Here is a 22282-nt window from a genome sequence, read left to right as displayed (position 1 = left end):
CCCTTAGTTGTTGTAGAAAATGTTTTAACTTCTTTATTAGGCTTTTTATCTAAGTCTCCATATAGAATACATGCAACAACTGTATCCAAATGAACATCTAAACCTGCGCATCTTTCTACTATTGCTTCCATAACTACCTCCATAAAAAATATAAGCGAATATATAGTAACTGTCATAAAAAAATTCCTACGCGTGCTCTTAGCACAATATCTTGTACTTATCAGTTACTACTCCTAGTTTCCTAGAAAGAATTAAATTACTACATTATAATCAGGGTTTTAATTCGCTTTATATTAATTATTGGCGAAGCCATCACGAATCAATCATTTTCATTATAGCTTGTGAAGAAAGGTTTAATGTTTTTTCCTAACATGTAAAAAAGACATATCAAAAGATATGTCTATAATATATACTTTATTACACTTCACAGTTTTCTACTTGTATTATATAATCATTACAATGTTTACATATTATTATACTCACTATATAACTATCATCTACAAGATTTGATCTGGATAGTTTGTTAAATGATTTCCCTTGATAATCTTTGTCTATAGTGCTTATAACATATTTTTCTTCTTTAGTATAAATATAAAAATGATATTCCAAAAAAGGGAAAAATTTTTCTTTTTCTTTTATTCCTTTTAAGCACTTTGGACATGCTTCAATATAAAACTCCTCACCAAATATTATTTCTTCTGGAGAGTTTTTTAGCAATTCTATTATCATATCCTTATCAATATCTTTAACCGGTTTATCATCATCGTTGATTAATTCATCAAAATTTTCATCATTTAATATGTATTCTTTTTCATCATAGTCAAATTTAAACATTTAGTCACCTCTTTTATTTAATAAACTTAAAATAGCATTAATCTTATTATAATATGAAATAAATAAATATCAAGACCGTAGACTAAAAAATGCCAATAAGTTTTATTTATTGACATTTTAATTCTCTATGCAATTTCAGATTTAAAAGGTGTTGGATCATTAAGTGCGTCCTTATATTCATCTTCACTTATATAACCTTGCTGATACATATGTTTTAGCACTACTTTTTGCCTTCTTTTTGCCTCATCATGTTGCATGTATTTTGCTGGATTATTTGTAATTCCTGCTAACATAGCACATTCACTCAAATTTAAATCTCTAACGTCTTTTCCAAAATAAGCTTTTGCCGCATCTGCCACACCATAACTTGCTTTTCCAAAATATATATTATTTAAATAAGTAGACAAAATTTCATCTTTTGTCATTATTTTATTCATTTGCATGGCATTGTACATATCTCTAATTTTTCGCTTCATAGTCCTTTCTTCACTAGTCAGTAAGTTTTTTGACACTTGCATATCAATAGTACTTCCACCTTGTGTTGAATCTGATAAAATATTATTAACAACAGATCTAGTTAGAGATCTAAAATCAACACCTCTATGTTTATAGAATCTCTTGTCTTCCGTTGAAACAATAGCGTGTTTTAAGTTGTCTGGAATTTCATTAACTGGAACCACATTTTTAGATACATAACTATTATAAATTAAATCTTTAGTAACATCGGGAGTTCCCTTTAGTGATACAGCTACTAATACAGAGGCAAATATACTTCCTATAAATGTTAGTATTAACAAAACAGTTAAACATTTTTTTATAAGACTATTTCTTTTACGTCTTTTTTTATCTCTTTTTTTATAGAATAATTCTTTCTCTAATTCAAAATTTTCATCTATTTCTTTTCTATTGACTCTATTGATTTCTTGTTTATTTTTAGTACTAACTGCATTTTGATTACTTTTATTTGAATTATTAGAACTAATTTTTTTTCGTCTTATTTTATTATCACTACTATCGTAATAGCTCATATATACCTCCTTACTTGTTAAATTAATTATACATTGTAAATTAAAATAAATCAAAGTACAAAATTGTAATATTACACTATGTCAATTGTAAGGTATAAATGATTAATATGTTGAAAAAAATCAATATTCAAACTATTATTTATTATTTTTATTAATATGTTAAATATTTATTATTTTTATAATCTTTTGTTTACTACAATCGCTTAAATTTTCAAAAACCACCTTTAGTGGTTTATTTTTTTTCTCTAATACTACTCCTATTGTCACTTTTTTTTGTTCTCCACTTCCTAATGTTCCTACAAATCCTAGATATTTATTTTGGCTTTTTATAAATGTTTGTAGCTTTTTATTATCTTGATAAACAGAATAGTTTATATTGGATAATTCTACATCTTCTAGTCCAGTATTAGTTATACTAATAGTAATAATAGAATGAGATTCATAAATTTCGTCTAAACTAATTGCACTATTTATTGTTTCCACATTTGTGATTTCTATTTTAATATCTTTGTCATTAATATTATTTGCATATATCGAACTTTCAAATGTATTATTTTTATTAATAGAATAAGATACATTATTAAACGTAAATACTCCTATTAGAATTAATATGTAAATTATTAGTTCCTTTTTCATGATACTCCTCCTTATTAAAAGTATTTTAACCGATATTTTCAAATATATTTCTTAACTAAAATATATTTTTTAAAAACACTTGCATATTTTGTCGAATTTTGTTATTATAAATTTACAGTTATTTCCCCAATAACTGATTACTCCCCAAACAAAATATATTCCCTAATAAACCCCTTTTTATAATATATTTTAATGAAAAACCCTACTTGAACGGATTAAAGTAGGGTTTTTTCATTTTCTTTTATAATTTTTCTTATTATTCGATATCCTTGCGCCTTGCTTTCTACTTCCATATTACTAGTTCCTTTTATAAGATTTGATTCTATAAACCATATTTTATCCTCTCGTTTTAATATAATATATTTATCATCTTTTATCCATGTAAAGTAGTCCTTGCTCCTTTTATCGTATCTCCAGTCAAGATTTTCTTTAATTTTTGATAAATCATTTAAAATATCTAATATATTCTCATATCGTTCTTCTCTTTTTACTTGCAAACATTTTTCTATAACTTCAATTAAAGATTTAGGTATATGGGGCAAATACTTTTTTCTTACAGGAAACTTTCCCTTTGATATGGCAATTTTTAAATCATTTAAATTTTTATATCTTTTAAGTTGATTATTATATTCCTCATTTCCATTACACATCCTATATAAGGTAGTTCCAACTTGGTAAATATCAATACGACCATCAACAGTTGATGTAAAGCACTGTTCTGGTGCTATGTGCTTATAGTAAACATTTTTTAGCTTACCACACCCATGAATATCAAGTTTTATGGCAGAACCAAAATCACCAAGTATGGCTTGATTATTATCATCTATGAGAATATTATTTGGTTTTATATCACAATGAATTATATCATTGTCATGTACATAATAAAGAGCCGAAAGAAAGTCTAAAGAGTATTTTATAATTTCCCTTACTGTTAAACTTCTATAATCCAATATTTGATTTAATGATCCTTTTTTATAATAAGGCATGGTTATATAAATATACTCATCATCATAAGTTGCATAGTTAATTTTTATTATATTAGGATGATCCAATGAAGATATCTTTTTAGATTCTTCAAAATATTTATCATACTCTTTTAATCTTTTTTTATCTATTTGCTTTAATATCATCTCACAATTAAGCTGCCTATCTTCAACTATATATAAAGCTGAATTTACTCCTTCTGAATTAATCTTTTGTACTATTTTTAAATTTAGTTTTGGACTTATTTCCATAGCATTACTCCTTTACTCGAGAATAATTCTTCTAGAACTCCTTCCATTTTAACTGCATCTACTATCTCCACACCTATATCTCTATCCACTTCCAAACTATATGATTCTATATTATATTGTTTTATTATTGTGCTTATTATTTTTTTTATATAGTATAATTTATCGCCCATACTAAAAGAAATAGGCAATATAATTTCATCATTTTTAATCTGTCCTTTCTCACTTTGATCATAGTAAACTATGTAAAACTTAACTTTATCTGTATAAATATTTACATAAATGTGATTCATATTTAATCCCCCTATTATTCCTACTAATATATACTATGAATCTATACTTTTATTGAACACAAAATTTACAATATAAAAAAAGAGCCATAGATTTATCTATAGCTCTTAGTCTTAATTACATGTTTTCTGGAAATACTTCATCTTTTATTATTAAAAATAACTCTGCCGTAGCCTTAGTATCACTATCAGCTCTATGGGCATTTTCATTTATGATATTATAATAATTACATGCAGTTTCCAGCTTTTTATTTTTTCCTTTATATGATTTACATTTTTTAAGCATTTCTAGAGTGCATATATGATTATCTATTGGTTCTAAATTATATTTTTGTAAATAATAATTTAAAAACTTCAAATCAAATTTAGCATTATGTGCTATCATCACTCTATCACCTAAGAATTTTCTAAATCTTGGTAAAACAGTTTTTATGCCTTCTTCATTTTCTACCATCTCATTTGTTATACCAGTTATTTCTGTTATAAAAGAAGGTATGATTGTATCCGGCTTTACTAATCTTGAATAATTTCTTACTATTTTATTATTTTTTATTTCTGTTATACCAATTTCTATTATTTCACAACCGCTATATGGGTCTAATCCTGTAGTTTCTAAATCTACTACCACATATTCTTGCATAAATACTACTCCTTATCCAAAAAGATTATAAGTAATTTAATGGGTTTTGAGGAGTTCCATTTACTCTAATTTCAAAATGTAAATGTGGTCCTGTTGATCTTCCTGTTGATCCTATTTTAGTCACAACTTGTCCTTTTTTAACCTTATCCCCTACTTTAACTATTAAAGCGCTATTATGAGCATAAAGTGATACTAATCCATTATCATGTCTTATCATTACTGTATTTCCATAACTTCCTTGAACACCTGAATAAATTACAGTTCCACTAGCAACTGCAACTGCTGGAGTTCCTGTAGGCGCTGGTATATCTACTCCTGTATGTAATTTACTTACTCCCAACACAGGGTGTATTCTATATCCAAAAGGTGAAGATATTGTACTATGTCCAGGTACTGGCCACGATCCATTTGATATTACAGCATTTGAATTACTAGAATCTGATTTGTTAGAATCTGATTTGTTAGAATCTGATTTGCTAGAATTTGATTCACTAGAAGTTGCTGCATTTTCTGCTGCTATTTTTTGTAGCTTTCCTTCTAACGCTTCTTCTTCATTAACTAATTGGCTCTTTAATTTTTTTAGCTCTGCTTTATCTTCCTCTAAACTTTCTTTATCTTTCACTAACTCATCTTTAATTACTTTAGCTTCTTCTTTATTTTTATCTAGTATTGTTTTCTTTTCTTCTATTTCACTTTTATCAGATTCTAAATCTTTTAACATTTGTTTATCTTGTTCTACAACTTCTTGCACTATATAAACATTATTTAAAAAGTCAGAAATAGAATTACTACTTAGTATAACCTTTAAATAACCTAATGTATAGTTACTATTTATAACTTTTAATCTGTCTCCTAAGCTTTCTTCATTTGAAGTTATATCTTTTTCTAGTTTCTTAATGTCTTCTTTTAATTTTTCTGATTCATTATTTATTGTTTCTATTTTTTTGTTTGCTTGATTAATCTTTTCTTCAACTTTTTCTTTCTTTTCATTTAAATTTTTTATCTTTACATCTAATTCTTCTTGCTTTTCTTGATTAGACTTTAGCTTACTTTCTGTATTTTCAGCACTAACATATACCATGCTACTAGCTGAAAATAACATTGAGCAAATTAAAGCTGTTGATATTATTTTCTTCATATCTTCCCCCAAATTGTTTTATACTTTTAAATATTTTTTTACAGATAATCCACTTCCTAATATTCCTACCATTATTCCTGTAACAAATAATACTAAGACTAATAAGTATGATACACTTGAAAGAGGTAACATCATATCTCCAACAATTGAATTTAGAGATATTTGCATATTTTCAACTACATACTTATACATTCCTGTGCATATCCCAAGGGATATTAAAGAACCAAATAAGCCTATTATACATCCTTCTACTATAAATGGCGCTATAACAAATCTATTACTACCACCTATGTATTTTATAACTTGTATTTCTTCTTTTTTGCTATACACTCTAGCTTTTATTGTATTAGATATTAATACTAAGCAAACTATTAATAGGAATCCTATTACAATTCCTCCAAATTGTTTTACTGTATTAGATGCTGTTATGAAGTTTTCCATTATTTCTTTATAATATTGAACTTCTATAACACCTTTTATTTTTTCCATATTTTTCGCTAAAGTTTCTATTTCCTGAGAATCAGCAATAGTTACTATAAAATAGTCATCCAAAGGATTTTTTACTCCCTCTAACAACTCTTTGTCGTCTCCAAAGCTTTCTTTCATATCATTAAAAGCTTCATCCTTTGTTTGATACTTGACGCTTTCAACTCCATTTATTTTTTCTAATTCTGCTTTTATTTTTAAAGTCTTATCTTCACTTGATTTTGGATCTAATGCTACTCTTATCTCATTTACTTCATTTTGTGTTTGTTCCATAAATGAGTTAATGTTTAATACTATACATAACACTATTCCAAGTATAGCTAGGACTGATGTAACTGAAACTACAGAAATCAAACTCATAGTTTTATTACTAAATATACCTTTTAATCCTTGTTTCAAGCTATATGTTATTTTTGATATTATCTTCATTATTCACACCTCTTTGTGTCATAAATTATTTTGCCACTTTCAATTTTCACAATTCTCCTAGGAAATTCTCTTACTAACTCCAAATTATGAGTAGCCATGATTACTGTGATGCCTACTTTATTTATATCTTGTAGTAGCTTCATTATTGAAATAGAATTGTCCATATCTAGATTTCCTGTACATTCATCGGCAATTATAATAGATGGCTTATTTACTAATGCCCTGGCTATACCAACTCTTTGACACTCACCACCTGATAATTCATCTGGATATTTTTTATACTTATGGGCTATACCTACTCTTTCTAAAACATCCATAACCTTGGATCTTATATTCTTAGGATTTTCTCCTACTACTCTAAGGGCTAATTCAACATTTTCATATACAGTTTTTTCTTTGATTAATCTGTAATCTTGGAAAACTATTCCTATATTTCTTCTGTATTTGTGTAGCATTGAGTTTTTTATATTAGTTATGTTTTCTTTATTAACTATAATCGTTCCATCTGTAACTTTTTCTTCTCTAGTTATTATTTTTAGAAGACTTGATTTCCCTGCTCCTGAATGTCCTACTAAAAAAACAAATTCTCCTTTATCTATTGTAAGATTTATATCTTTTAGACATTTATTTCCATCAGAGTATTGCTTCTCAACTTTTGTAAATTTAATCATTGTCTCAACTCCATATATTTTAATTTTAAGCATCTAATTAGTTACAATTTTGTTACTTTCTAATTCATTATATCATTTTTTTTGTAAAATTTTGAGATAAAAAATGAAATTTTATATTTTTTGTAAAAAAAACAGCTTGAAACTTATTATAATTAAGTTCCAAGCTATAAAAAACTATTTATTTTTTATCTTTTAAATAAATCAATCCATTACCTTGCACTGTTCTAGGATATCCTAAATTTTTTGTATACTTTATAAGTTGTGCGTAAATCTCTTCTTGAGTTAAATCTCTTTGAAATTCTTCATGAGACCAATTTTTAAGTAATGCTAAACTTCCAGTGACATGTGGAGCTGCCATACTTGTTCCGCTTAAACTTGCAAATTGATTATTAGGATAAGTAGATACTACATCAACCCCTGGAGCTACCAAGTCTACTACCAAATTGGCATTTGAAAAACTAGCTGGAACTCCTTTTTTATCTACTGCGCCCACTGATATTACATCCACATAAGATGCAGGATACGAGTATTCAAAATCACCTGCATTTCCATCACCTTCATTACCAGCAGCGCATACCACTAATATATTATTATTAACAGCATGTTTTATTGCTTTTTCAAGCTTTGGGTCATTGTTCGGCATACCAAGGGACATAGATATAATATCAACGTTCTTCTCCACAGCATAATTTATCGCATTAATAACCCAATTTACTTTTCCACTTCCAGTTCTATCAATAGCTTTTAAAATGTATAAATTAGCCCATGGAGCTACTCCAACTACTGTATTATTATTTCCATTTGCAGCTATAATTCCTGCCACATGAGTACCATGACCAACCCTATCAATTACTATATTTGGATTTTTCTTATCTTCATCTGTAAAATTTCTAACAAATACAATATTCTCTTTTAAGCTTTCATGGTCAATATCGCAACCTGAGTCTATTACTGCAATATTTATACCTTCCCCCCTACTAGATTCACTCCACATATTTTTTGCTTGAATCATGGTTACTCCATAAGGTGTTTTTCCTGTATTTTTTACTCCTCTATTCATTATAAAAGGAATAAGTTTTATTTTATAATCATCATTTTGGTTTTTCATAATATTTCACTCCAATATTATTAATTTATATATTAGAAACATCCTTTACAAAATAAGATCTAATATTCTTAATTACTTCTCTTTCATTACTTAAATCAATATTATAAATATATTCCTCTTCATGCCCTTCTCTTATATATGTGCCTTCTACAATTGTCCCATTTTCAATAATAACTTTTAAATATGAATTTTCTGGTAGATGGAATGTTCCTACTCTTCCTTTTCTATCTGCATAATATTGGCCAATATATTTGTAGTCTTCACAAGTATAAACTCCAATACCTTCCTTACATCCATTTTTAAAATCACCACTATAAAAAGATTTGTCTGCAAATACATATTTACCTACACATTCCATTTTATCATTTTTCCACATTCCCTCATAAACATCCTTATTGGCAAAGTAGCAAGTTCCAAGACCTTCTCTTATACCATTTTTAATTTGACCTTTATAAATATCTCCATTAGTATATCTTATTACATCCTCATCACTATTTATGTTGTACACCTTTGCATCTTCATTCCTACTATGTATATTAAACATATTGTACCTATTTTTAAGGAACGATTTGGTGTTTCTTCTTAATAAGTAATTAATAGTTTTTTTGCTCCCCACTACGGATGTTTTAATATTTTTTATATATCTTACTATTACCACTGCAATAACAATAAAAAATATTATTTTTATTAAAGTAGACATTTTTATAACTGTAGTTATAAACATACAACCCCCTCCTCTTACATAATTCTCTTTCTTATTTATATTTATAATATTTATTATTTAAAACAAAAAAAATGATTTCTTTTGAAATCATTTTACGTTATATCTGTTGCTACTTCAGTTATATTTTCTACTTCTAAATCTTCATTAAATAAATCAATTATATTATCAACTTCTTCCTCATATTCCTGTTGATTCAACTTATACAAAAGAGCATCGTCTAATAATTCTTTCATGTCTAGGTACAAATTATCTAAAACATAAAAATAACCTTCTTTTATGTCTTTTAATTTATCCAAAGATTCTAGTTTTTTACTTACATCTCGAATAATATCTATCTCGTGAACATTTATCTCTTTTATGGATAATAAATATAGTTTAATAGTTTTAATAATTTCTAAAGATATACAGTAAATATCAAATTCCCCATTTTGATTATATAAGTACTGTCTGTATTCTTCAAATCTATTTTCCAAATCTTCATTTAAGGCCGTGAAGGGTGGTTTTAAAAAATCGTGTATTATTAATAAATTTCTTATTTTATCATTTTCTTCTAAGACCTTGTCTAATATATATAAATTATATGCATCATACAGTGGATCATGTGCATCTCCACAAAACTTTACATTTGCATATTCTAAAAGATTTTTTAAAGATACATAATTCATACACTTCATACCATAATTTATATACTTATCTTTAATATCTACAAATAAATTTCTTATATTGTTTAAAAATCTTGGATGATTATTTTTTTGAGAGCTTAATCTATCTGTATAATTAAAACAAGTTAAGTCTAAATTTCCAAAGGTATAAATTCCTTCAATATCTGAATATATACCAAGCCATGATTTAAAATTTCTCATAACATTTTCATAGGTTGGAGCAGTTTCCAAATCTTTAGTTGTAATATGGGTAAGTTCCTCAATATGAGGAAAAACTTCTTGATTAGTTACAGGTTTGATTAAAGATTTAAACTTATCTATTTTTCCACTTTTAGTATCATATTTAATAGCACCTATCGCTATGATTTCTGCTTTAAACCCCTCCCTCTTACTTTTGGAACTTGGCATATTCATTTCAAAATCCATGTAAATTTTCTTCAAAATAATTCCCCTCTCTTTATAGCTATAATTATATTTTATCATAATTAATATAAAGAAAAACCGTTGAATTGTTATTTCAACGGTTATTTTATATTTTATTCTTCATCTTCAAATTTATCTAAGAAAGAATGTCTTTTTCCATCTTTCTCCCAGCCTAAAACTGAATCTAAATATACATTTTGAGCCGATCTAAATATGGATTTTTCAACTTCTTGGAAATTGTCGCCTAATGATTTAATTAAGTCTTTAATTTCATATCTTTTATTACCTGTTTTTTTAGCCGCAACCATACACGCACAATTTAGCGGCCATATTCCACTATTTTGAATGAATTTTATAATGCTTTCTTCTCTTATATAATAAAGAGGTCTTATTATTTGTATTCCATCAAAGTTTGTTGAATTAAGCTTTGGAAGCATTGTTTTAAAGTTTCCAGCACATAATAAGTTAAGCATTGTAGTTTCTATAACATCGTCAAAATGATGCCCTAAAGCTAACTTATTACATCCTAGTTCTTCAGCTTTATTGTATAAAGCCCCTCTTCTCATTCTTGCACACATATAACAAGGATAATCACTTGCTATCTCATCTGCAACTTCGAATATATTTGCATCAAATAATTTTATTGGTATTTCTAAGTACTCGCAATTATCAATTAATAGTTGTCTTATATCTTTATGATACCCTGGATCCATTGCTATAAATTCCAATTCAAAGTTCACTTGTCCGTGTCTTTTTAATTCTTGAAACATTTTTGCCATAAGTAAGCTATCTTTTCCTCCAGATATTGCTACAGCTACTTTATCTCCTTCTTCAACTAATTTATAATCTTTTATTGCTTTTATAAATTTAGACCAAGTGTATTTTCTATATTTTTTTAATATACTTTTTTCAATTTCTTTTAAAGGTTTACGCTCGTCAAAAGGTACAATTATTTGACAGCCATTTCCTGCTAATTCACTCATCTTTTCACCTCATATTCTCTACATATCTATGCATAAAATTAATTTTATCATATTTCATAGGTTTTATACAAGCAAGTACTCACGATTTCGAATAATTGGAATAGTATAAAACTAAGATAGAAATATCTAATTCAACAAGGAGGTTTTGACAATATGGAAAATACGTCAAGAGGAGTTTCACAAAACTGTGGTTGCTGTTTAGTAAGACCATATATAAATGACCAAGTGCTTACAAAGATATACAATCTTGAATGTGCTTTAAAATATGGTACAATTTTCCCAGAGTTAAACTTATTTGATTCTGAAATGTACAACCCAGCATTATACTCATCACCTAAAAAGAGAGTAGGAGGTAGAAGGTAATGGCTAGTATGACTAGAGGAGAACAAATAAGAAAAATTCAAGAACTATGCTTTGCATGTGTAGATTTAAATTTATATTTAGATAATCATCCAGAAGATAAAAATGCTGTATGTTTATATAATTCATTAGGACAACAGTTTGAGCAAGCAGTTAAATCTTTTGAAAAAAAATACGGGCCATTGATGAATTTTGGTCATAGTCGTAGTGATTGTCCTTTCCAATGGGTTGATGATCCTTGGCCATGGCAAAGAGAATATTATGAATAGATAAAAATAGGGGGATTAAATATATGTGGATATATGAAAAGACATTACAATTTCCAGTTGTTTTAAAGTCTAAGGATTTACGAATGGCTAAACTTATAATGACTCAGCTTGGTGGACCTAACGGAGAAATGGCTGCTGCACTTAGATATTTACAACAAAGATATACTATGCCTACTGGAAAAACAAAGGGTTTACTAACAGATATTGGTACAGAAGAACTAGCTCACGTTGAGGTAATATCATCTATGCTTTATCAGTTAACTGAAGATGCTACACCAGAAGAAATGAAAGCCTATGGGCTAGGTCCAAATTTTGCACAATTTGGACATGGATTACAACCGAGTGATGCTAACGGTGTACCTTTTACTACTGCTTATATTAATGTATTTGGTGATTCAATAACTAATTTGCACGAAGATATGGCTGCTGAACAAAAAGCATTAGCTACTTATTATCAACTAATTAATCTTACTGATGATGTTGATATAATTGCTGTATTAAGATTTTTAGCAGAAAGAGAAATCGTTCATTATCAAAGATTTGGGGAAGCTTTAATGGACGTTTATGATTATACTGATTGTAAAAAAATATTTTAATATTTAAAAATATATATTTAAAAGAGGTTGCAAGTAAAATTTTTCACATGCAACCTTTAAAATTTTATTTAAATTAATTTTCACATTTTTGATAAAGCACTTATTTTAGTATTTTCCATCAAATAATAAAATTTAAAAATACTTTCACCATCTTCTTCAATAAAATATTGTAAATGACATATTACTTCTTTAACATATAAACTTTCTTCTCTATCATAAAAATCATAATATAAATCCTTTAGATATTGTAAATAACATTTATTTATTCTAAGTTTTACATAAATACTTTCTTTCATATTTTTATTTATTTTGTCCAACAAAATAGTATAAACACATCTATATTCTTTACTTAAATTTTTTTCTTTTAATTTTTCTAATAACAATGACTTCATTCCTTTTGCTGACTCTTTATTAATAAATACATTGATAAAGTAATTTCCTCTACAGTATTTATATTGATAAAAATCAGTTATCTTACACATAATAAATCCCTTCTTTAAAATTTCTTATTAAAGATTATTACCATCATGTACAATGTTTTATACATATTGCCTCAACTAAAAAACCTTAAGCAAATGCTTAAGGTTTTTTAATTAATTATTTACAAAGTCCATCATCATACTATCTCCCAGTATGTCTTTAAACTTAATATATTCTTTTTTTACTAATATTATTAACAACTCTCTCAATAAATCAATTACCAACTCTCCATTAAAATCATCTGCTAATGATATATATGGTACTTGAAGAATAAGTTCATTACTTTTACTAAGTACAAATTTATTTGCTGTATAAGTAGTGTTTAAACTATTGATTAAGTTTAGTACTTCATTTCTTTTATCTTCTAGTACTAATTTTCCAAAGAAAATATTAATCATTGTATAAGCAGATTCACTTAATATTATTGCTGTCAAACAATTATTAACATAAATTTCTTGAAAAGATCTAAATAAAACTAGGTTTTCTTTTTCTACAATAGTAAACATATTTTCCATAGATTTTTTCCTTAAGGCTTCCTCTAGTAAAACTTTCTTTACTTGTAGATTCTCCATTATTATTCCTCCTGTTTTATCCTTGAGTATCTAAAAAAGATAAAATTCCTTGATATATCCCTTCTGCCAAATCTTTTTGGAACTCAGGATTTGTTAATTTTTTTTCTTCTTCAGGATTGCTTAAAAAACCACATTGTATTAATATTGCTGGCATATTGTTGCCTTGTAATACGTCAAATGTAAAAGGTGTAACTCCTCTATCCTTCAAGTCTACATATGCTGATACAGACTTTTGTATCAGTGTTGCGAATTCATCTGAAGCATCATTTGCTCCCACTCTATAAAATGTTTGAACTCCTTCTGCTTTATTATCTTCATTACCAGTCATGTGAATGGACACAAAGAGATCCGCATTTTGTTTATTAGCATCTTCTACTCTTTCACTATTAGATAAATTAGTGTCTGTATTTCGTGACACAACCACACTAATATCCCCTTGAGAAGATAGTCTAGATGAAACTAATTTACTTATCTGTAAATCTAAATCTTTTTCTAAAACCCCATTGCTTGTTTTATATCCTACGTCTGTACCTCCATGACCAACATCAATATACACTATATATTTCTTTTTTTCTGTAGTACCTTCCTCTTGTAAATCAAATTGTTTTTCTTTGTTTACTTTGCTAGCATCTTCACCAACTCCAAATACTGCTGTAATAAGAGACCCTACATTTTCCTTTGCTACAGATATCCCTGAAAATACACTTTGAAAAGCTTTAAATAAACCAAATGCTACTATTAATAGACCTAAGGTTACAATAATCAACTTTCTTTTATTTATTCTAGTTCTTTTTTTCCCATGTTTTGCTTTTTTGTTTTGTCTTGCCATAATTTCACCCTTCTTAGCATATTATTCCATATAATGAAAATAATTCTGATAAATTTATTTTAACACCAAGAAAGATTCTTTTCAACTTTACATATTACATATAATATCCAAATATTTTTAAGTATCGTCTTTCTCCAACCTTCAAACTCAAAGGGTAATCTAATAAATCATAAGTATTTTGACTTTCAAGGTAATCATGAACTTTATCTCCGTCAAATAATATTCCCGTTATTATCATTGTATGGTATGCCCTCCCATCTTTTACTAATTGAACAATATCACCTAACTCCAAGTCATCATAGTCGGCTTCTGCTGCGTATACTCCAAAATTCTTTGTATTACCTTTGTTATTTCCAGTAAAATACTCAAAAAATGGCTGTGACGCCGTCCAACTAGGTGTTCTCTTTTTATCACTATACCAATACCACTGTTTCATCACATTGTCACCATAAGGGTCCATGGGAACTCCTCCTGCATTTACACATTGAGAAATATAGTTGGTACAATTACCTCCCCAATCTTCATAATCTTGAAATTTAGGATTTCTTTTCAATGCCCATTGTCTTGCATACTGAACAGCAGCTATTCTATCATATTCATAAAACATAATTTCACCCCATACTAAAGCACTATTTTTTTTACAATACCTTTTATAGCATAATCACTAAGGTAATTGTAAATCTTATTAAAAGGTATCTTAAATTCAATTAAGTTTAAAATATCTTTATCTATTTCACAAGAAGAAAAAGGTAATATTAAATACTCTTGAGTAAAATAAAATATATTTTCTTCATCTAAGCAAATATTCTCTTCAACTATTTTATATAAATTGTCTTCTTCATATTTTTGTAATTCTGAAACTAGTATTTTAGCTTGAATTAATATATATTTTTTAAGTATTTTTATATAGTCCACATTTTCCTTAAATAAATGTTTTAAACTAATATTTTTTTTTAATTTAAAATCAAAATTATAACCTTTCAAATAACTTATATCATAAAATCCTGCTAGTTGTGAAAATTCAATAGCCAAACTTATTATGTCATTTGACAAATATCCAACTTGAAATTCTGTAATACTATTAATATGAGTATACCCTTCACTATTTACATTATAGGTATCCTCTACCACATCCATAAAAGTCATTATGTCTTCAAAGATAATTTGATTTACACTTTCTATCATTTCATTTTTTATATAATCTTTGTCATTGTCCTGTTTATAATATATTTTCGGAAAGTTTATAGAGTATTTAATATAATCTTTCTCATATTGTAGAAGTTCTTTTGCAATTACAACCATAATCGCTGCCCTCCCCTTTATCCTTTTATATTTAATAATATGAAAATGACCTTATTTTTATTATTTATATAAAAATAAATGATAATAAAATATTATAATAACAACCTATCATCTTTCATTGGTCGCGTTATTATTTAATATTCAACATAATAACAATAAAAAAGCTATAATGAAAATAAAATTTTCATTATAGCTACTTATATCAATTAATCAATTATTCTTCTTGCTGTTACATACCCTTTAACATAATATGAAGTTGATAAACTTTCATATCTTACTGTTTTTCCTGGACTTGGTGAGTGAACAAATTTATTGTTTCCTACATACATACCTACATGACGTATACTATTTGTACCACTGTTAAAAAATATTAAATCTCCTGGTTTTAGATTACTCTTACTAACATATTTTCCATTTGATGCTTGATCTCTAGAACTTCTGTTAAGATAAATCCCTGCTTTTTTATAAGAGTAGTATGTAAGTCCTGAACAATCAAAACAGTTTGGCCCTGCTGCTCCATATACATAAGGCTTACCTACTTGCGCTTTTACTGTAGATACTACTGTATTAATCTTTTTGTTAGTTGTCGATGATGTAGAAGACTTAGTGTATGTTACTTTAATATCACCAGAATCTCCTGAATATGTTCTCATATGATCAGAGCATACATATCCTGTTGAAGAGTTGGATATTTTCACCTTATACCATCCATTGCTGTATGATTTTATTACTCCTACAACACTACCTTTTTTTATTGTTTTTTTAACACCATAATTTGTTCCAGGACCTTTTCTAACATTGAGAGCAGAACATGTTACTTTTCCTACTTTTTTTATAGTGTCCTTATTTTCATTTGATGTTGCTGATGTAGATTTTAATCTTGAGTAATTATTACTAATATATCTAGTACTACCTTTATATTCGACTTTATACCAACCATTACTGCTTGTAGAAATATATTTAAGCTTAGTTCCTTTAGTCACTGTACCAGCTATAGAATAATCCTTACTTGGACCTTTTCTAATATTAAGAGCTGAACATGTTACCTCCACAACTTTAGTTGTTTTATCTTGTTGACTTGTGGATCTAACTTCTTTTGCTTCCACATTTTCATTTATAGCAACTACAGGCACCATACTTGTACCAAGTATCCCCATTGCCATCGCTTTTGATATTACCTTCTTATTTTTATTAAAAATCATACTCCACACATCCCCCCTTGTAACTTATTTGTAACTAGTATAACATAGTTTAAATTCTAATTACCACTATTTTACAAAAATAATTTTTTTCTAACAAATATTTACTATAAAATAAGTAGATATTTGTAGTTTACTTCTTGTAACTATTTTTTCTAAAACCATTCATTGTGTATTTAAAAAAATAATAGATAGCTTTATTTAAGGGTAATTTTTCAACATTAGTATATATATTCCAAGTCCATAGGGCTGCTTTTATTTTATTGTGACTTACAGATGAATTAGATTTTCTATAAGAAGACAAAATCTCGTCTATTCCATAGGCAACTACATTATTTTTTAATATTTTTAACCATAAGACAAAATCCTCGTGGTGATAATTTTCAAATCTTATAGGAGTATTAATTTTTAGTCTATCTATCATAACTGTCAAACATCCTATGTCATTTCCTTTTAAAAGTCTATCATAATCTTCATATTCTTTTGCTTTAATAACTTTATTTAAGCTTGTACTATTTTCATTTATTAAGTCATAAGCTGTATATGTAAATGAATAATTGTTCTTTAACATAAAATTTATTTGATTTTTAATTTTATTCTCTTTATATATATCATCTGCATCTAAAAATGAAATAAATCTACCTTTTGCTTTTTCTATACCTATATTTCGCGCTGCCCATATTCCATTATTTTCATTACATTTTATATATTTTATAAATGGAAAGCTTTCAGTATATTTTTTTATTATATTTTCACTATTGTCAGTAGATCCATCATCAATAATTATCATCTCTATATTTTTATAACTTTGACTTAGGACACTTTTTATACATTCTTCAATATATTTTTCACCATTATATACAGGAGTAATTATAGATACTAATTTATTTTCCATATAGATTTTCCCCTTCTTAATTTAATATATAAAAATAGGGAGAGATTATTATCAATCTCTCCCTATTTTTTCGTTATGTTTTACTTTTGTTATATTTTTATTATTTTATTATATATATTTTACGAAAATTTTTCAAGAAAAGTTATAATGAATAATAATTTTTTTATTTATCTAGCGCCTTCTCCAGTAAAAATCACCTTGACCGTTTTAAGTAATATAGATAAATCTAAAAAAACACTTCTATTTTTGATGTAATATAAATCTTCTTTTATTTTATCTTCTGGAGATATTTCATATCCTCCATGTACTTGAGCATATCCTGTGAGACCAGGTTTAACTACCAGTCTATTAATAAACCCTGGTATTTCGTCATTAAATTCCATAGTTAAAGTAGGTCTCTCTGGTCTAGGACCAATTACACTCATTTCTCCTTTTAAAATATTTAAAAATTGTGGTATCTCATCGATTCTTGTCTTTCGTATGAATTTTCCAACCTTCGTAATTCTTGGATCATTTTTTTCTGCCCATATTGCTCCATTGGTTTCTGAGTTAATCCTCATGGATCTTAATTTATATATAAAGATTATTTTCCCATCTTTTCCTAGTCTATCCTGTTTATAAAATATAGGGCCACCATCTTCTTTTTTAATTAAAAAGCCAAAAACTATTATCATAGGTATAGAAATTACCAATCCAATTATTGAAATAATTATGTCGAGTATTCTATGATATATTTTAAATAAGAAAGAGTCATTTACTATGGAGTAATCTATGTTTGCTGATATTTCACTACTAAAATTACAAACATCATCTTCAAATTTCTCAACATATTGACCCATCATTGTGCTTATACCCCCCTGTGCACAAACATAATTGTAGTTACCATATTATGCCATTTAACATTCTATTAACATTATAGTTTATAAATTTATTTATATCAACACCTTTAATTTGTTTTCAAAGTTTTTCATATTAAATTCATATTGATGTTAAGTTAAATTTAAACATAGGTTAATTAGTTTTAAAAAATAGCAAAGGCAAATGGAACTTCCATTACAGTAAAAGATAAAAAATTTTCTTTTATGATCCCCCCCATTGTACTTTATTTTTCTACTTGAAAATTATAACTTATTTAGTATATACATGCAAAATATAGAAGATTAAGTTCTTCTTACTTTTTTGTAATAAATAAAAAAGTCTCCCCATTGTTAATCAATGAGGAGACCTTTTATGTTTAGATAGCCTCTTTTAAAGAAGCATCTTCATTATTTTCTTTTATGTCTTTAGGACGTGATTCATCCATATTTTGAGAATCATAAACCTTTTTTGATGTACTTGAATTTTCTTCTATTTTAGTTTTATTAATTATTTTCCCTGTTTTATCAAAAGTATAAATATAACCATCTATTTGTTTTTCACAAGATTTATAAGCTTTTCCATCACTACCAAAATAATAAGAATCAATTTCTTTATTCTTTATCATCTTTCCATTATTTCCAAAGCGGTAATAGTCATTTCCTATTTTAACATTTTTGTCAATTACCATTGCACAATTATCATCAAAGTAGTAATAAGTTCCATCTATACTTTTCTTACCTTTAAGGGCTTGGCCTTTCGTATCTCCTGATTTTTTAAAGTAGTATTTTTTGCCAGATACTGTTTGCCATCCTGTTTTCATTTTTCCATCTTTACCAAAGTAATAGTAGCTATTTCCTATTTTAATCTTTTTATTTGCAACCATTACATAGTTCTTGTCAAAGTAATAGTAAGATTTATCGATATATCTCTTATCTTTAACTGCCTGACCTTTAGCATTTCCTGATTTTACAAAATAATATTTTTTACCAGATATTGTTTTCCATCCTGTTTGTCTTGCTCCATCTTTTCCTAAATAATATTTTTTACCAGATATTGTTTTTAAACCAGTTTGCATTCTTCCCTTACTATCAAAGTAGTATCTTTTACTACCAATAGTATACCAACCAGTTGCATATTTACCATTTGACTTACGATAATACTTGTAACTACCATTTGTATACCACATATTTCTAAGCTTTATACCATATTGATTAGCTATCCACGCATCATCTTTAGATGTACTTTTTATTATTACTGTAGCACCAACTCTAATTTTATTATATAACCACTCTACATCCTTGTTATGCATTCTAATGCATCCGCCACTTACATTTTTGCCAATAGAACTTTCATTATTATTTCCATGAATTCCATATGTAGTTCCTTTACCATACATGTTTAGTCCCATCCATCTTTTTCCTAAAGGATTTCTTGGATCTCCTCCAGGAATATTACCTTTATAATAACGTCTGTTTTTAATTTTATTAACTATAGTTGTCTTACGCTGTGGAGTTGGCGTACTTGACTTTCCTGTTGCACATTTAAATTTTCTTACTAAGGTATAGTTTTCATAGAAATTTAAAGTATTATTTTTTGAGTTAACTATAATTAATTGATGAGTTGCTGCATTTGCTACAGGTACACTCGACGCTAATATCATAACAGTTGCCAATAATATTGTACAAAATGATTTAAACCTTTTTTTCATACTTATTCCCCCCTTGCCTATGATAAGGTAAAATATTATACAATAATATTCTAACATATTTTGGTTCCATAAATGATGACAATTTTATTACACCCTTTTCTAAATTATATGATAAAACAAAAGACCTACAATTAATCCAGATAGTGCGTTTCCTATTAATATTCCACATAATGCTTCCTTAAACCTCATTTTCAAAATAGATGCTATAATTTATCCTATTAATTTTTCATATAAAAAAGCATCTTATATTATATAAGATGCTTTTTTATAACAAATATTTATTTTACATATACGGCTGCGCAATAACCTGAAATGTTATTATAGCTTACTTTTAGCCACCCATTTTTTTCTTCATATATTTTAATACTTGCCCCAGTTGGCATAGTAATTAATGTCCTACCATCTAAATTAGGTAATGCTCTAAGATTTAATCTAGCTGTAGTAGTACCTAGCTTATAATCTTGTGTTGCTTTTGATGTTAAGTATTTTGAACTTACCCATCCTAATTTATTATTATATTTTACTTGTGCCCATGTTTTATCACTATTATATGATACAACATTTACCTTAGCATTCTTTGGTATTGTGCATATCTTTGTACTATTAATACTTGGACTTATTCTTAAATTTACGTTTTCACCTGCATATAATATATTGTTATTGCTTACCTTTTTTAAATAAGATTTACAAACCCAACTCTCTTTTCCATTATAATTAAATTTGATCCAATTACCATACTTGTCAAAGCCTATTGGTTTTACTACTACATCTTTGGACAATACCCCTATTTTATTGTAATTAGCTGACGGTCCTGTTCTAACATTCACTGATGAAGTAGTTATATAATCTTCATATTTAGAAACATTATTGTCACCTTGTGATGTTATTTTTTCTATGTAAGTAGTACTCACCCAACCAGTTTGATTGTTATAGTTAACTTTCGCCCAGTTATTATCACTAGAAAAGTCAGTAACTTTAACAGTATTATCTTTGGGTATGGTTAAAATTATTATATTATTAAGAGATGGCCCTCTTCTTAGATTTAATTTTTCCTTTGTTTTATAATCTCCAAGTTTGTTATCAGTTTCATTACTACTTTCAACTTTTTTAATATATTTTGCACACATCCATACACACTGGTTACTATATTTAACTTTAACCCACAATTTATCCTGTGAATACTCTAAAGGTGTTACTATGGTACCCTTTTTTAGGGTCCCTATAGATATGTAGTCTGTTCCTGGTCCCTTCCTCATATTTAAATTATCAGTCAGATAGTACTGAGCCTCCCCTAATTTCTCAGCCTGAGTAAAAATTACACTAGATGATAATGTTATCCCCATTACTAAAGAACCAAGTATTGCTTTTTCAATTTTTTTCATTTGTTTTCCCCCATATTTACAAAAATCTTTCCCCATATTAAAATATTACCATAATTTACCAAAAATAGCCAATATTTCTAATATTTTTCCCCTAACTTCAATATAATATATTATCTTTGTTACAATAATTAATTATATGTATAAAAAAAGAACCCTTCTAGGATTCTTATAATCAAGCAAATCTATAAGCGGAGTTCTGTATTTGATAATCATCTATCTAGGCATATTGTCACCAATATGCTCAAGCGACCTACCTACCGGAGAGTGCGAGCAACACTCTTTTGGTCCTCTTTTGGTCTTGCTCCAGGTGGGGTTTACACGGCTTTCTCAGTCACCCGAGAAACGGTGAGCTCTTACCTCGCCTTTTCATCCTTACCAAGAAAATCTTGGCGGTAATTTTCTGTTGCACTTTCCTTAGGATCACTCCCACTAGGCGTTACCTAGCACCCTGCTCTATGGAGCTCCGACTTTCCTCACGTAGCAAATGCTACCTGCGATTATCTGACTTACTTAATCTTCATTTATATTACCATATAAGATTATTTTTG

26 protein-coding genes and 1 other RNA gene are annotated in these 22282 nt (G+C 27.5%); 3 read left to right on the top strand and 24 right to left on the bottom strand.

Annotated features, from left to right (window positions below):
* Window positions 1-417: 417 nt before the first annotated feature.
* From K0040_RS01345 to K0040_RS01285, 13 genes are all read right to left on the bottom strand, one after another.
* A complete protein-coding gene (locus K0040_RS01345) occupies window positions 418-834 on the bottom strand; it encodes a DUF3785 family protein (RefSeq protein ID WP_228107179.1) in 417 nt (138 codons plus the stop codon).
* Window positions 835-959: 125 nt separating this feature from the next.
* A complete protein-coding gene (locus tag K0040_RS01340) occupies window positions 960-1862 on the bottom strand; it encodes a transglycosylase domain-containing protein (protein ID WP_228107178.1) in 903 nt (300 codons plus the stop codon).
* Window positions 1863-2021: 159 nt separating this feature from the next.
* Window positions 2022-2498, bottom strand: coding sequence for a hypothetical protein (locus K0040_RS01335; protein WP_228107177.1), 477 nt, complete (start codon window positions 2496-2498; stop codon window positions 2022-2024).
* Window positions 2499-2713: 215 nt separating this feature from the next.
* Window positions 2714-3733: a serine/threonine-protein kinase gene (locus tag K0040_RS01330; RefSeq protein WP_228107176.1), complete on the bottom strand. Its 1020-nt coding sequence runs from the start codon at window positions 3731-3733 to the stop codon at window positions 2714-2716.
* Window positions 3724-4023, bottom strand: a complete 300-nt coding sequence (locus tag K0040_RS01325; RefSeq protein ID WP_228107175.1) for a hypothetical protein — start codon at window positions 4021-4023, stop codon at window positions 3724-3726. The genes K0040_RS01330 and K0040_RS01325 overlap by 10 nt, the downstream gene beginning before the upstream one ends.
* A 115-nt stretch (window positions 4024-4138) precedes the next feature.
* On the bottom strand, window positions 4139-4660 hold the full coding sequence (locus tag K0040_RS01320) for a 3'-5' exonuclease (protein ID WP_228107174.1): 522 nt from the start codon (window positions 4658-4660) through the stop codon (window positions 4139-4141).
* Between the two features lie 25 nt (window positions 4661-4685).
* Complete coding sequence (locus tag K0040_RS01315) at window positions 4686-5798, bottom strand: murein hydrolase activator EnvC family protein (RefSeq protein ID WP_228107173.1); 1113 nt, start codon at window positions 5796-5798, stop codon at window positions 4686-4688.
* Between the two features lie 18 nt (window positions 5799-5816).
* Complete coding sequence (gene ftsX / locus K0040_RS01310) at window positions 5817-6713, bottom strand: permease-like cell division protein FtsX (protein ID WP_228107172.1); 897 nt, start codon at window positions 6711-6713, stop codon at window positions 5817-5819.
* Window positions 6713-7384 carry a cell division ATP-binding protein FtsE gene (gene ftsE / locus K0040_RS01305; protein ID WP_228107171.1) on the bottom strand — a complete coding sequence of 224 codons (672 nt, stop codon included), beginning with the start codon at window positions 7382-7384 and terminating at the stop codon, window positions 6713-6715. Before ftsE ends, ftsX begins: the two co-directional genes overlap by 1 nt.
* A gap of 178 nt (window positions 7385-7562) precedes the next feature.
* Window positions 7563-8492, bottom strand: a complete 930-nt coding sequence (locus K0040_RS01300; protein WP_228107170.1) for a S8 family peptidase — start codon at window positions 8490-8492, stop codon at window positions 7563-7565.
* Between the two features lie 25 nt (window positions 8493-8517).
* Window positions 8518-9216 carry an MORN repeat-containing protein gene (locus tag K0040_RS01295; RefSeq protein ID WP_228107169.1) on the bottom strand — a complete coding sequence of 233 codons (699 nt, stop codon included), beginning with the start codon at window positions 9214-9216 and terminating at the stop codon, window positions 8518-8520.
* A gap of 92 nt (window positions 9217-9308) precedes the next feature.
* Window positions 9309-10319, bottom strand: a complete 1011-nt coding sequence (locus K0040_RS01290; RefSeq protein WP_228107168.1) for a 3'-5' exonuclease — start codon at window positions 10317-10319, stop codon at window positions 9309-9311.
* A gap of 95 nt (window positions 10320-10414) precedes the next feature.
* Window positions 10415-11284, bottom strand: a complete 870-nt coding sequence (locus K0040_RS01285; RefSeq protein ID WP_228107167.1) for a tRNA 2-thiocytidine biosynthesis TtcA family protein — start codon at window positions 11282-11284, stop codon at window positions 10415-10417.
* A 153-nt stretch (window positions 11285-11437) separates the two neighbouring features.
* Between K0040_RS01285 and K0040_RS01280 the strand changes: the two genes are divergently transcribed.
* The 3 genes from K0040_RS01280 to K0040_RS01270 are packed head-to-tail and all read left to right on the top strand — an operon-like array spanning window position 11438 to window position 12509.
* On the top strand, window positions 11438-11647 hold the full coding sequence (locus tag K0040_RS01280; protein WP_228107166.1) for a spore coat associated protein CotJA: 210 nt from the start codon (window positions 11438-11440) through the stop codon (window positions 11645-11647).
* A complete protein-coding gene (locus tag K0040_RS01275) occupies window positions 11647-11913 on the top strand; it encodes a spore coat protein CotJB (protein ID WP_228107165.1) in 267 nt (88 codons plus the stop codon). Before K0040_RS01280 ends, K0040_RS01275 begins: the two co-directional genes overlap by 1 nt.
* Before the next feature lie 23 nt (window positions 11914-11936).
* The gene (locus K0040_RS01270) at window positions 11937-12509 is read left to right on the top strand and encodes a manganese catalase family protein (protein WP_228107164.1); all 573 of its coding nucleotides are present in this window, start codon (window positions 11937-11939) and stop codon (window positions 12507-12509) included.
* 80 nt (window positions 12510-12589) lie between these two features.
* Here K0040_RS01270 and K0040_RS01265 read toward each other — a convergent pair whose 3' ends face one another.
* From K0040_RS01265 to rnpB, 11 genes are all read right to left on the bottom strand, one after another.
* On the bottom strand, window positions 12590-12991 hold the full coding sequence (locus K0040_RS01265) for a hypothetical protein (RefSeq protein WP_228107163.1): 402 nt from the start codon (window positions 12989-12991) through the stop codon (window positions 12590-12592).
* Window positions 12992-13102: 111 nt separating this feature from the next.
* On the bottom strand, window positions 13103-13561 hold the full coding sequence (locus K0040_RS01260; RefSeq protein WP_228107162.1) for a hypothetical protein: 459 nt from the start codon (window positions 13559-13561) through the stop codon (window positions 13103-13105).
* A 16-nt stretch (window positions 13562-13577) separates the two neighbouring features.
* A complete protein-coding gene (locus K0040_RS01255) occupies window positions 13578-14390 on the bottom strand; it encodes an N-acetylmuramoyl-L-alanine amidase family protein (RefSeq protein WP_228107161.1) in 813 nt (270 codons plus the stop codon).
* A gap of 94 nt (window positions 14391-14484) precedes the next feature.
* Window positions 14485-14997, bottom strand: a complete 513-nt coding sequence (locus K0040_RS01250; protein ID WP_228107160.1) for an amidase domain-containing protein — start codon at window positions 14995-14997, stop codon at window positions 14485-14487.
* A 14-nt stretch (window positions 14998-15011) separates the two neighbouring features.
* Window positions 15012-15692 carry a hypothetical protein gene (locus tag K0040_RS01245; RefSeq protein ID WP_228107159.1) on the bottom strand — a complete coding sequence of 227 codons (681 nt, stop codon included), beginning with the start codon at window positions 15690-15692 and terminating at the stop codon, window positions 15012-15014.
* A gap of 206 nt (window positions 15693-15898) precedes the next feature.
* Window positions 15899-16894: a C40 family peptidase gene (locus K0040_RS01240; RefSeq protein ID WP_228107158.1), complete on the bottom strand. Its 996-nt coding sequence runs from the start codon at window positions 16892-16894 to the stop codon at window positions 15899-15901.
* A gap of 130 nt (window positions 16895-17024) precedes the next feature.
* Complete coding sequence (locus K0040_RS01235) at window positions 17025-17786, bottom strand: glycosyltransferase family 2 protein (RefSeq protein WP_228107157.1); 762 nt, start codon at window positions 17784-17786, stop codon at window positions 17025-17027.
* Window positions 17787-17953: 167 nt separating this feature from the next.
* Complete coding sequence (locus K0040_RS01230) at window positions 17954-18628, bottom strand: sugar transferase (protein WP_228107156.1); 675 nt, start codon at window positions 18626-18628, stop codon at window positions 17954-17956.
* Between the two features lie 392 nt (window positions 18629-19020).
* A complete protein-coding gene (locus K0040_RS01225; RefSeq protein WP_228107155.1) occupies window positions 19021-20352 on the bottom strand; it encodes a L,D-transpeptidase family protein in 1332 nt (443 codons plus the stop codon).
* Between the two features lie 278 nt (window positions 20353-20630).
* The gene (locus K0040_RS01220; RefSeq protein WP_228107154.1) at window positions 20631-21734 is read right to left on the bottom strand and encodes an SH3 domain-containing protein; all 1104 of its coding nucleotides are present in this window, start codon (window positions 21732-21734) and stop codon (window positions 20631-20633) included.
* 169 nt (window positions 21735-21903) lie between these two features.
* Window positions 21904-22247: RNase P RNA component class A (gene rnpB / locus K0040_RS01215), an RNA gene on the bottom strand.
* Window positions 22248-22282 lie beyond the last annotated feature (35 nt).

Origin of the sequence: Terrisporobacter petrolearius (assembly GCF_020748185.1) — a bacterium.
Taxonomy (GTDB): Bacteria; Bacillota; Clostridia; order Peptostreptococcales; family Peptostreptococcaceae; genus Terrisporobacter; species Terrisporobacter petrolearius.
The sequence above is the reverse complement of the archived record's forward strand: the minus strand, read 5'-3'. Positions and strand labels throughout refer to the sequence as shown.

What these genes read in the sequence shown, in the direction of transcription:
- K0040_RS01295 (WP_228107169.1), bottom strand. Translation starts at nt 9,216, where the DNA reads ATGTTTATAACTACAGTTATAAAAATGTCTACTTTAATAAAAATAATA.
- K0040_RS01260 (WP_228107162.1), bottom strand. Translation starts at nt 13,561, where the DNA reads ATGGAGAATCTACAAGTAAAGAAAGTTTTACTAGAGGAAGCCTTAAGG.
- K0040_RS01255 (WP_228107161.1), bottom strand. Translation starts at nt 14,390, where the DNA reads ATGGCAAGACAAAACAAAAAAGCAAAACATGGGAAAAAAAGAACTAGA.
- K0040_RS01235 (WP_228107157.1), bottom strand. Translation starts at nt 17,786, where the DNA reads ATGGAAAATAAATTAGTATCTATAATTACTCCTGTATATAATGGTGAA.
- K0040_RS01340 (WP_228107178.1), bottom strand. Translation starts at nt 1,862, where the DNA reads ATGAGCTATTACGATAGTAGTGATAATAAAATAAGACGAAAAAAAATT.
- K0040_RS01225 (WP_228107155.1), bottom strand. Translation starts at nt 20,352, where the DNA reads ATGAAAAAAAGGTTTAAATCATTTTGTACAATATTATTGGCAACTGTT.
- K0040_RS01220 (WP_228107154.1), bottom strand. Translation starts at nt 21,734, where the DNA reads ATGAAAAAAATTGAAAAAGCAATACTTGGTTCTTTAGTAATGGGGATA.
- K0040_RS01335 (WP_228107177.1), bottom strand. Translation starts at nt 2,498, where the DNA reads ATGAAAAAGGAACTAATAATTTACATATTAATTCTAATAGGAGTATTT.
- K0040_RS01320 (WP_228107174.1), bottom strand. Translation starts at nt 4,660, where the DNA reads ATGCAAGAATATGTGGTAGTAGATTTAGAAACTACAGGATTAGACCCA.
- K0040_RS01230 (WP_228107156.1), bottom strand. Translation starts at nt 18,628, where the DNA reads ATGATGGGTCAATATGTTGAGAAATTTGAAGATGATGTTTGTAATTTT.
- K0040_RS01280 (WP_228107166.1), top strand. Translation starts at nt 11,438, where the DNA reads ATGGAAAATACGTCAAGAGGAGTTTCACAAAACTGTGGTTGCTGTTTA.
- K0040_RS01245 (WP_228107159.1), bottom strand. Translation starts at nt 15,692, where the DNA reads ATGGTTGTAATTGCAAAAGAACTTCTACAATATGAGAAAGATTATATT.
- K0040_RS01330 (WP_228107176.1), bottom strand. Translation starts at nt 3,733, where the DNA reads ATGGAAATAAGTCCAAAACTAAATTTAAAAATAGTACAAAAGATTAAT.
- K0040_RS01345 (WP_228107179.1), bottom strand. Translation starts at nt 834, where the DNA reads ATGTTTAAATTTGACTATGATGAAAAAGAATACATATTAAATGATGAA.
- K0040_RS01315 (WP_228107173.1), bottom strand. Translation starts at nt 5,798, where the DNA reads ATGAAGAAAATAATATCAACAGCTTTAATTTGCTCAATGTTATTTTCA.
- ftsX (WP_228107172.1), bottom strand. Translation starts at nt 6,713, where the DNA reads ATGAAGATAATATCAAAAATAACATATAGCTTGAAACAAGGATTAAAA.
- K0040_RS01325 (WP_228107175.1), bottom strand. Translation starts at nt 4,023, where the DNA reads ATGAATCACATTTATGTAAATATTTATACAGATAAAGTTAAGTTTTAC.
- K0040_RS01275 (WP_228107165.1), top strand. Translation starts at nt 11,647, where the DNA reads ATGGCTAGTATGACTAGAGGAGAACAAATAAGAAAAATTCAAGAACTA.
- K0040_RS01300 (WP_228107170.1), bottom strand. Translation starts at nt 8,492, where the DNA reads ATGAAAAACCAAAATGATGATTATAAAATAAAACTTATTCCTTTTATA.
- K0040_RS01285 (WP_228107167.1), bottom strand. Translation starts at nt 11,284, where the DNA reads ATGAGTGAATTAGCAGGAAATGGCTGTCAAATAATTGTACCTTTTGAC.
- K0040_RS01240 (WP_228107158.1), bottom strand. Translation starts at nt 16,894, where the DNA reads ATGATTTTTAATAAAAATAAGAAGGTAATATCAAAAGCGATGGCAATG.
- K0040_RS01270 (WP_228107164.1), top strand. Translation starts at nt 11,937, where the DNA reads ATGTGGATATATGAAAAGACATTACAATTTCCAGTTGTTTTAAAGTCT.
- K0040_RS01265 (WP_228107163.1), bottom strand. Translation starts at nt 12,991, where the DNA reads ATGTGTAAGATAACTGATTTTTATCAATATAAATACTGTAGAGGAAAT.
- K0040_RS01250 (WP_228107160.1), bottom strand. Translation starts at nt 14,997, where the DNA reads ATGTTTTATGAATATGATAGAATAGCTGCTGTTCAGTATGCAAGACAA.
- ftsE (WP_228107171.1), bottom strand. Translation starts at nt 7,384, where the DNA reads ATGATTAAATTTACAAAAGTTGAGAAGCAATACTCTGATGGAAATAAA.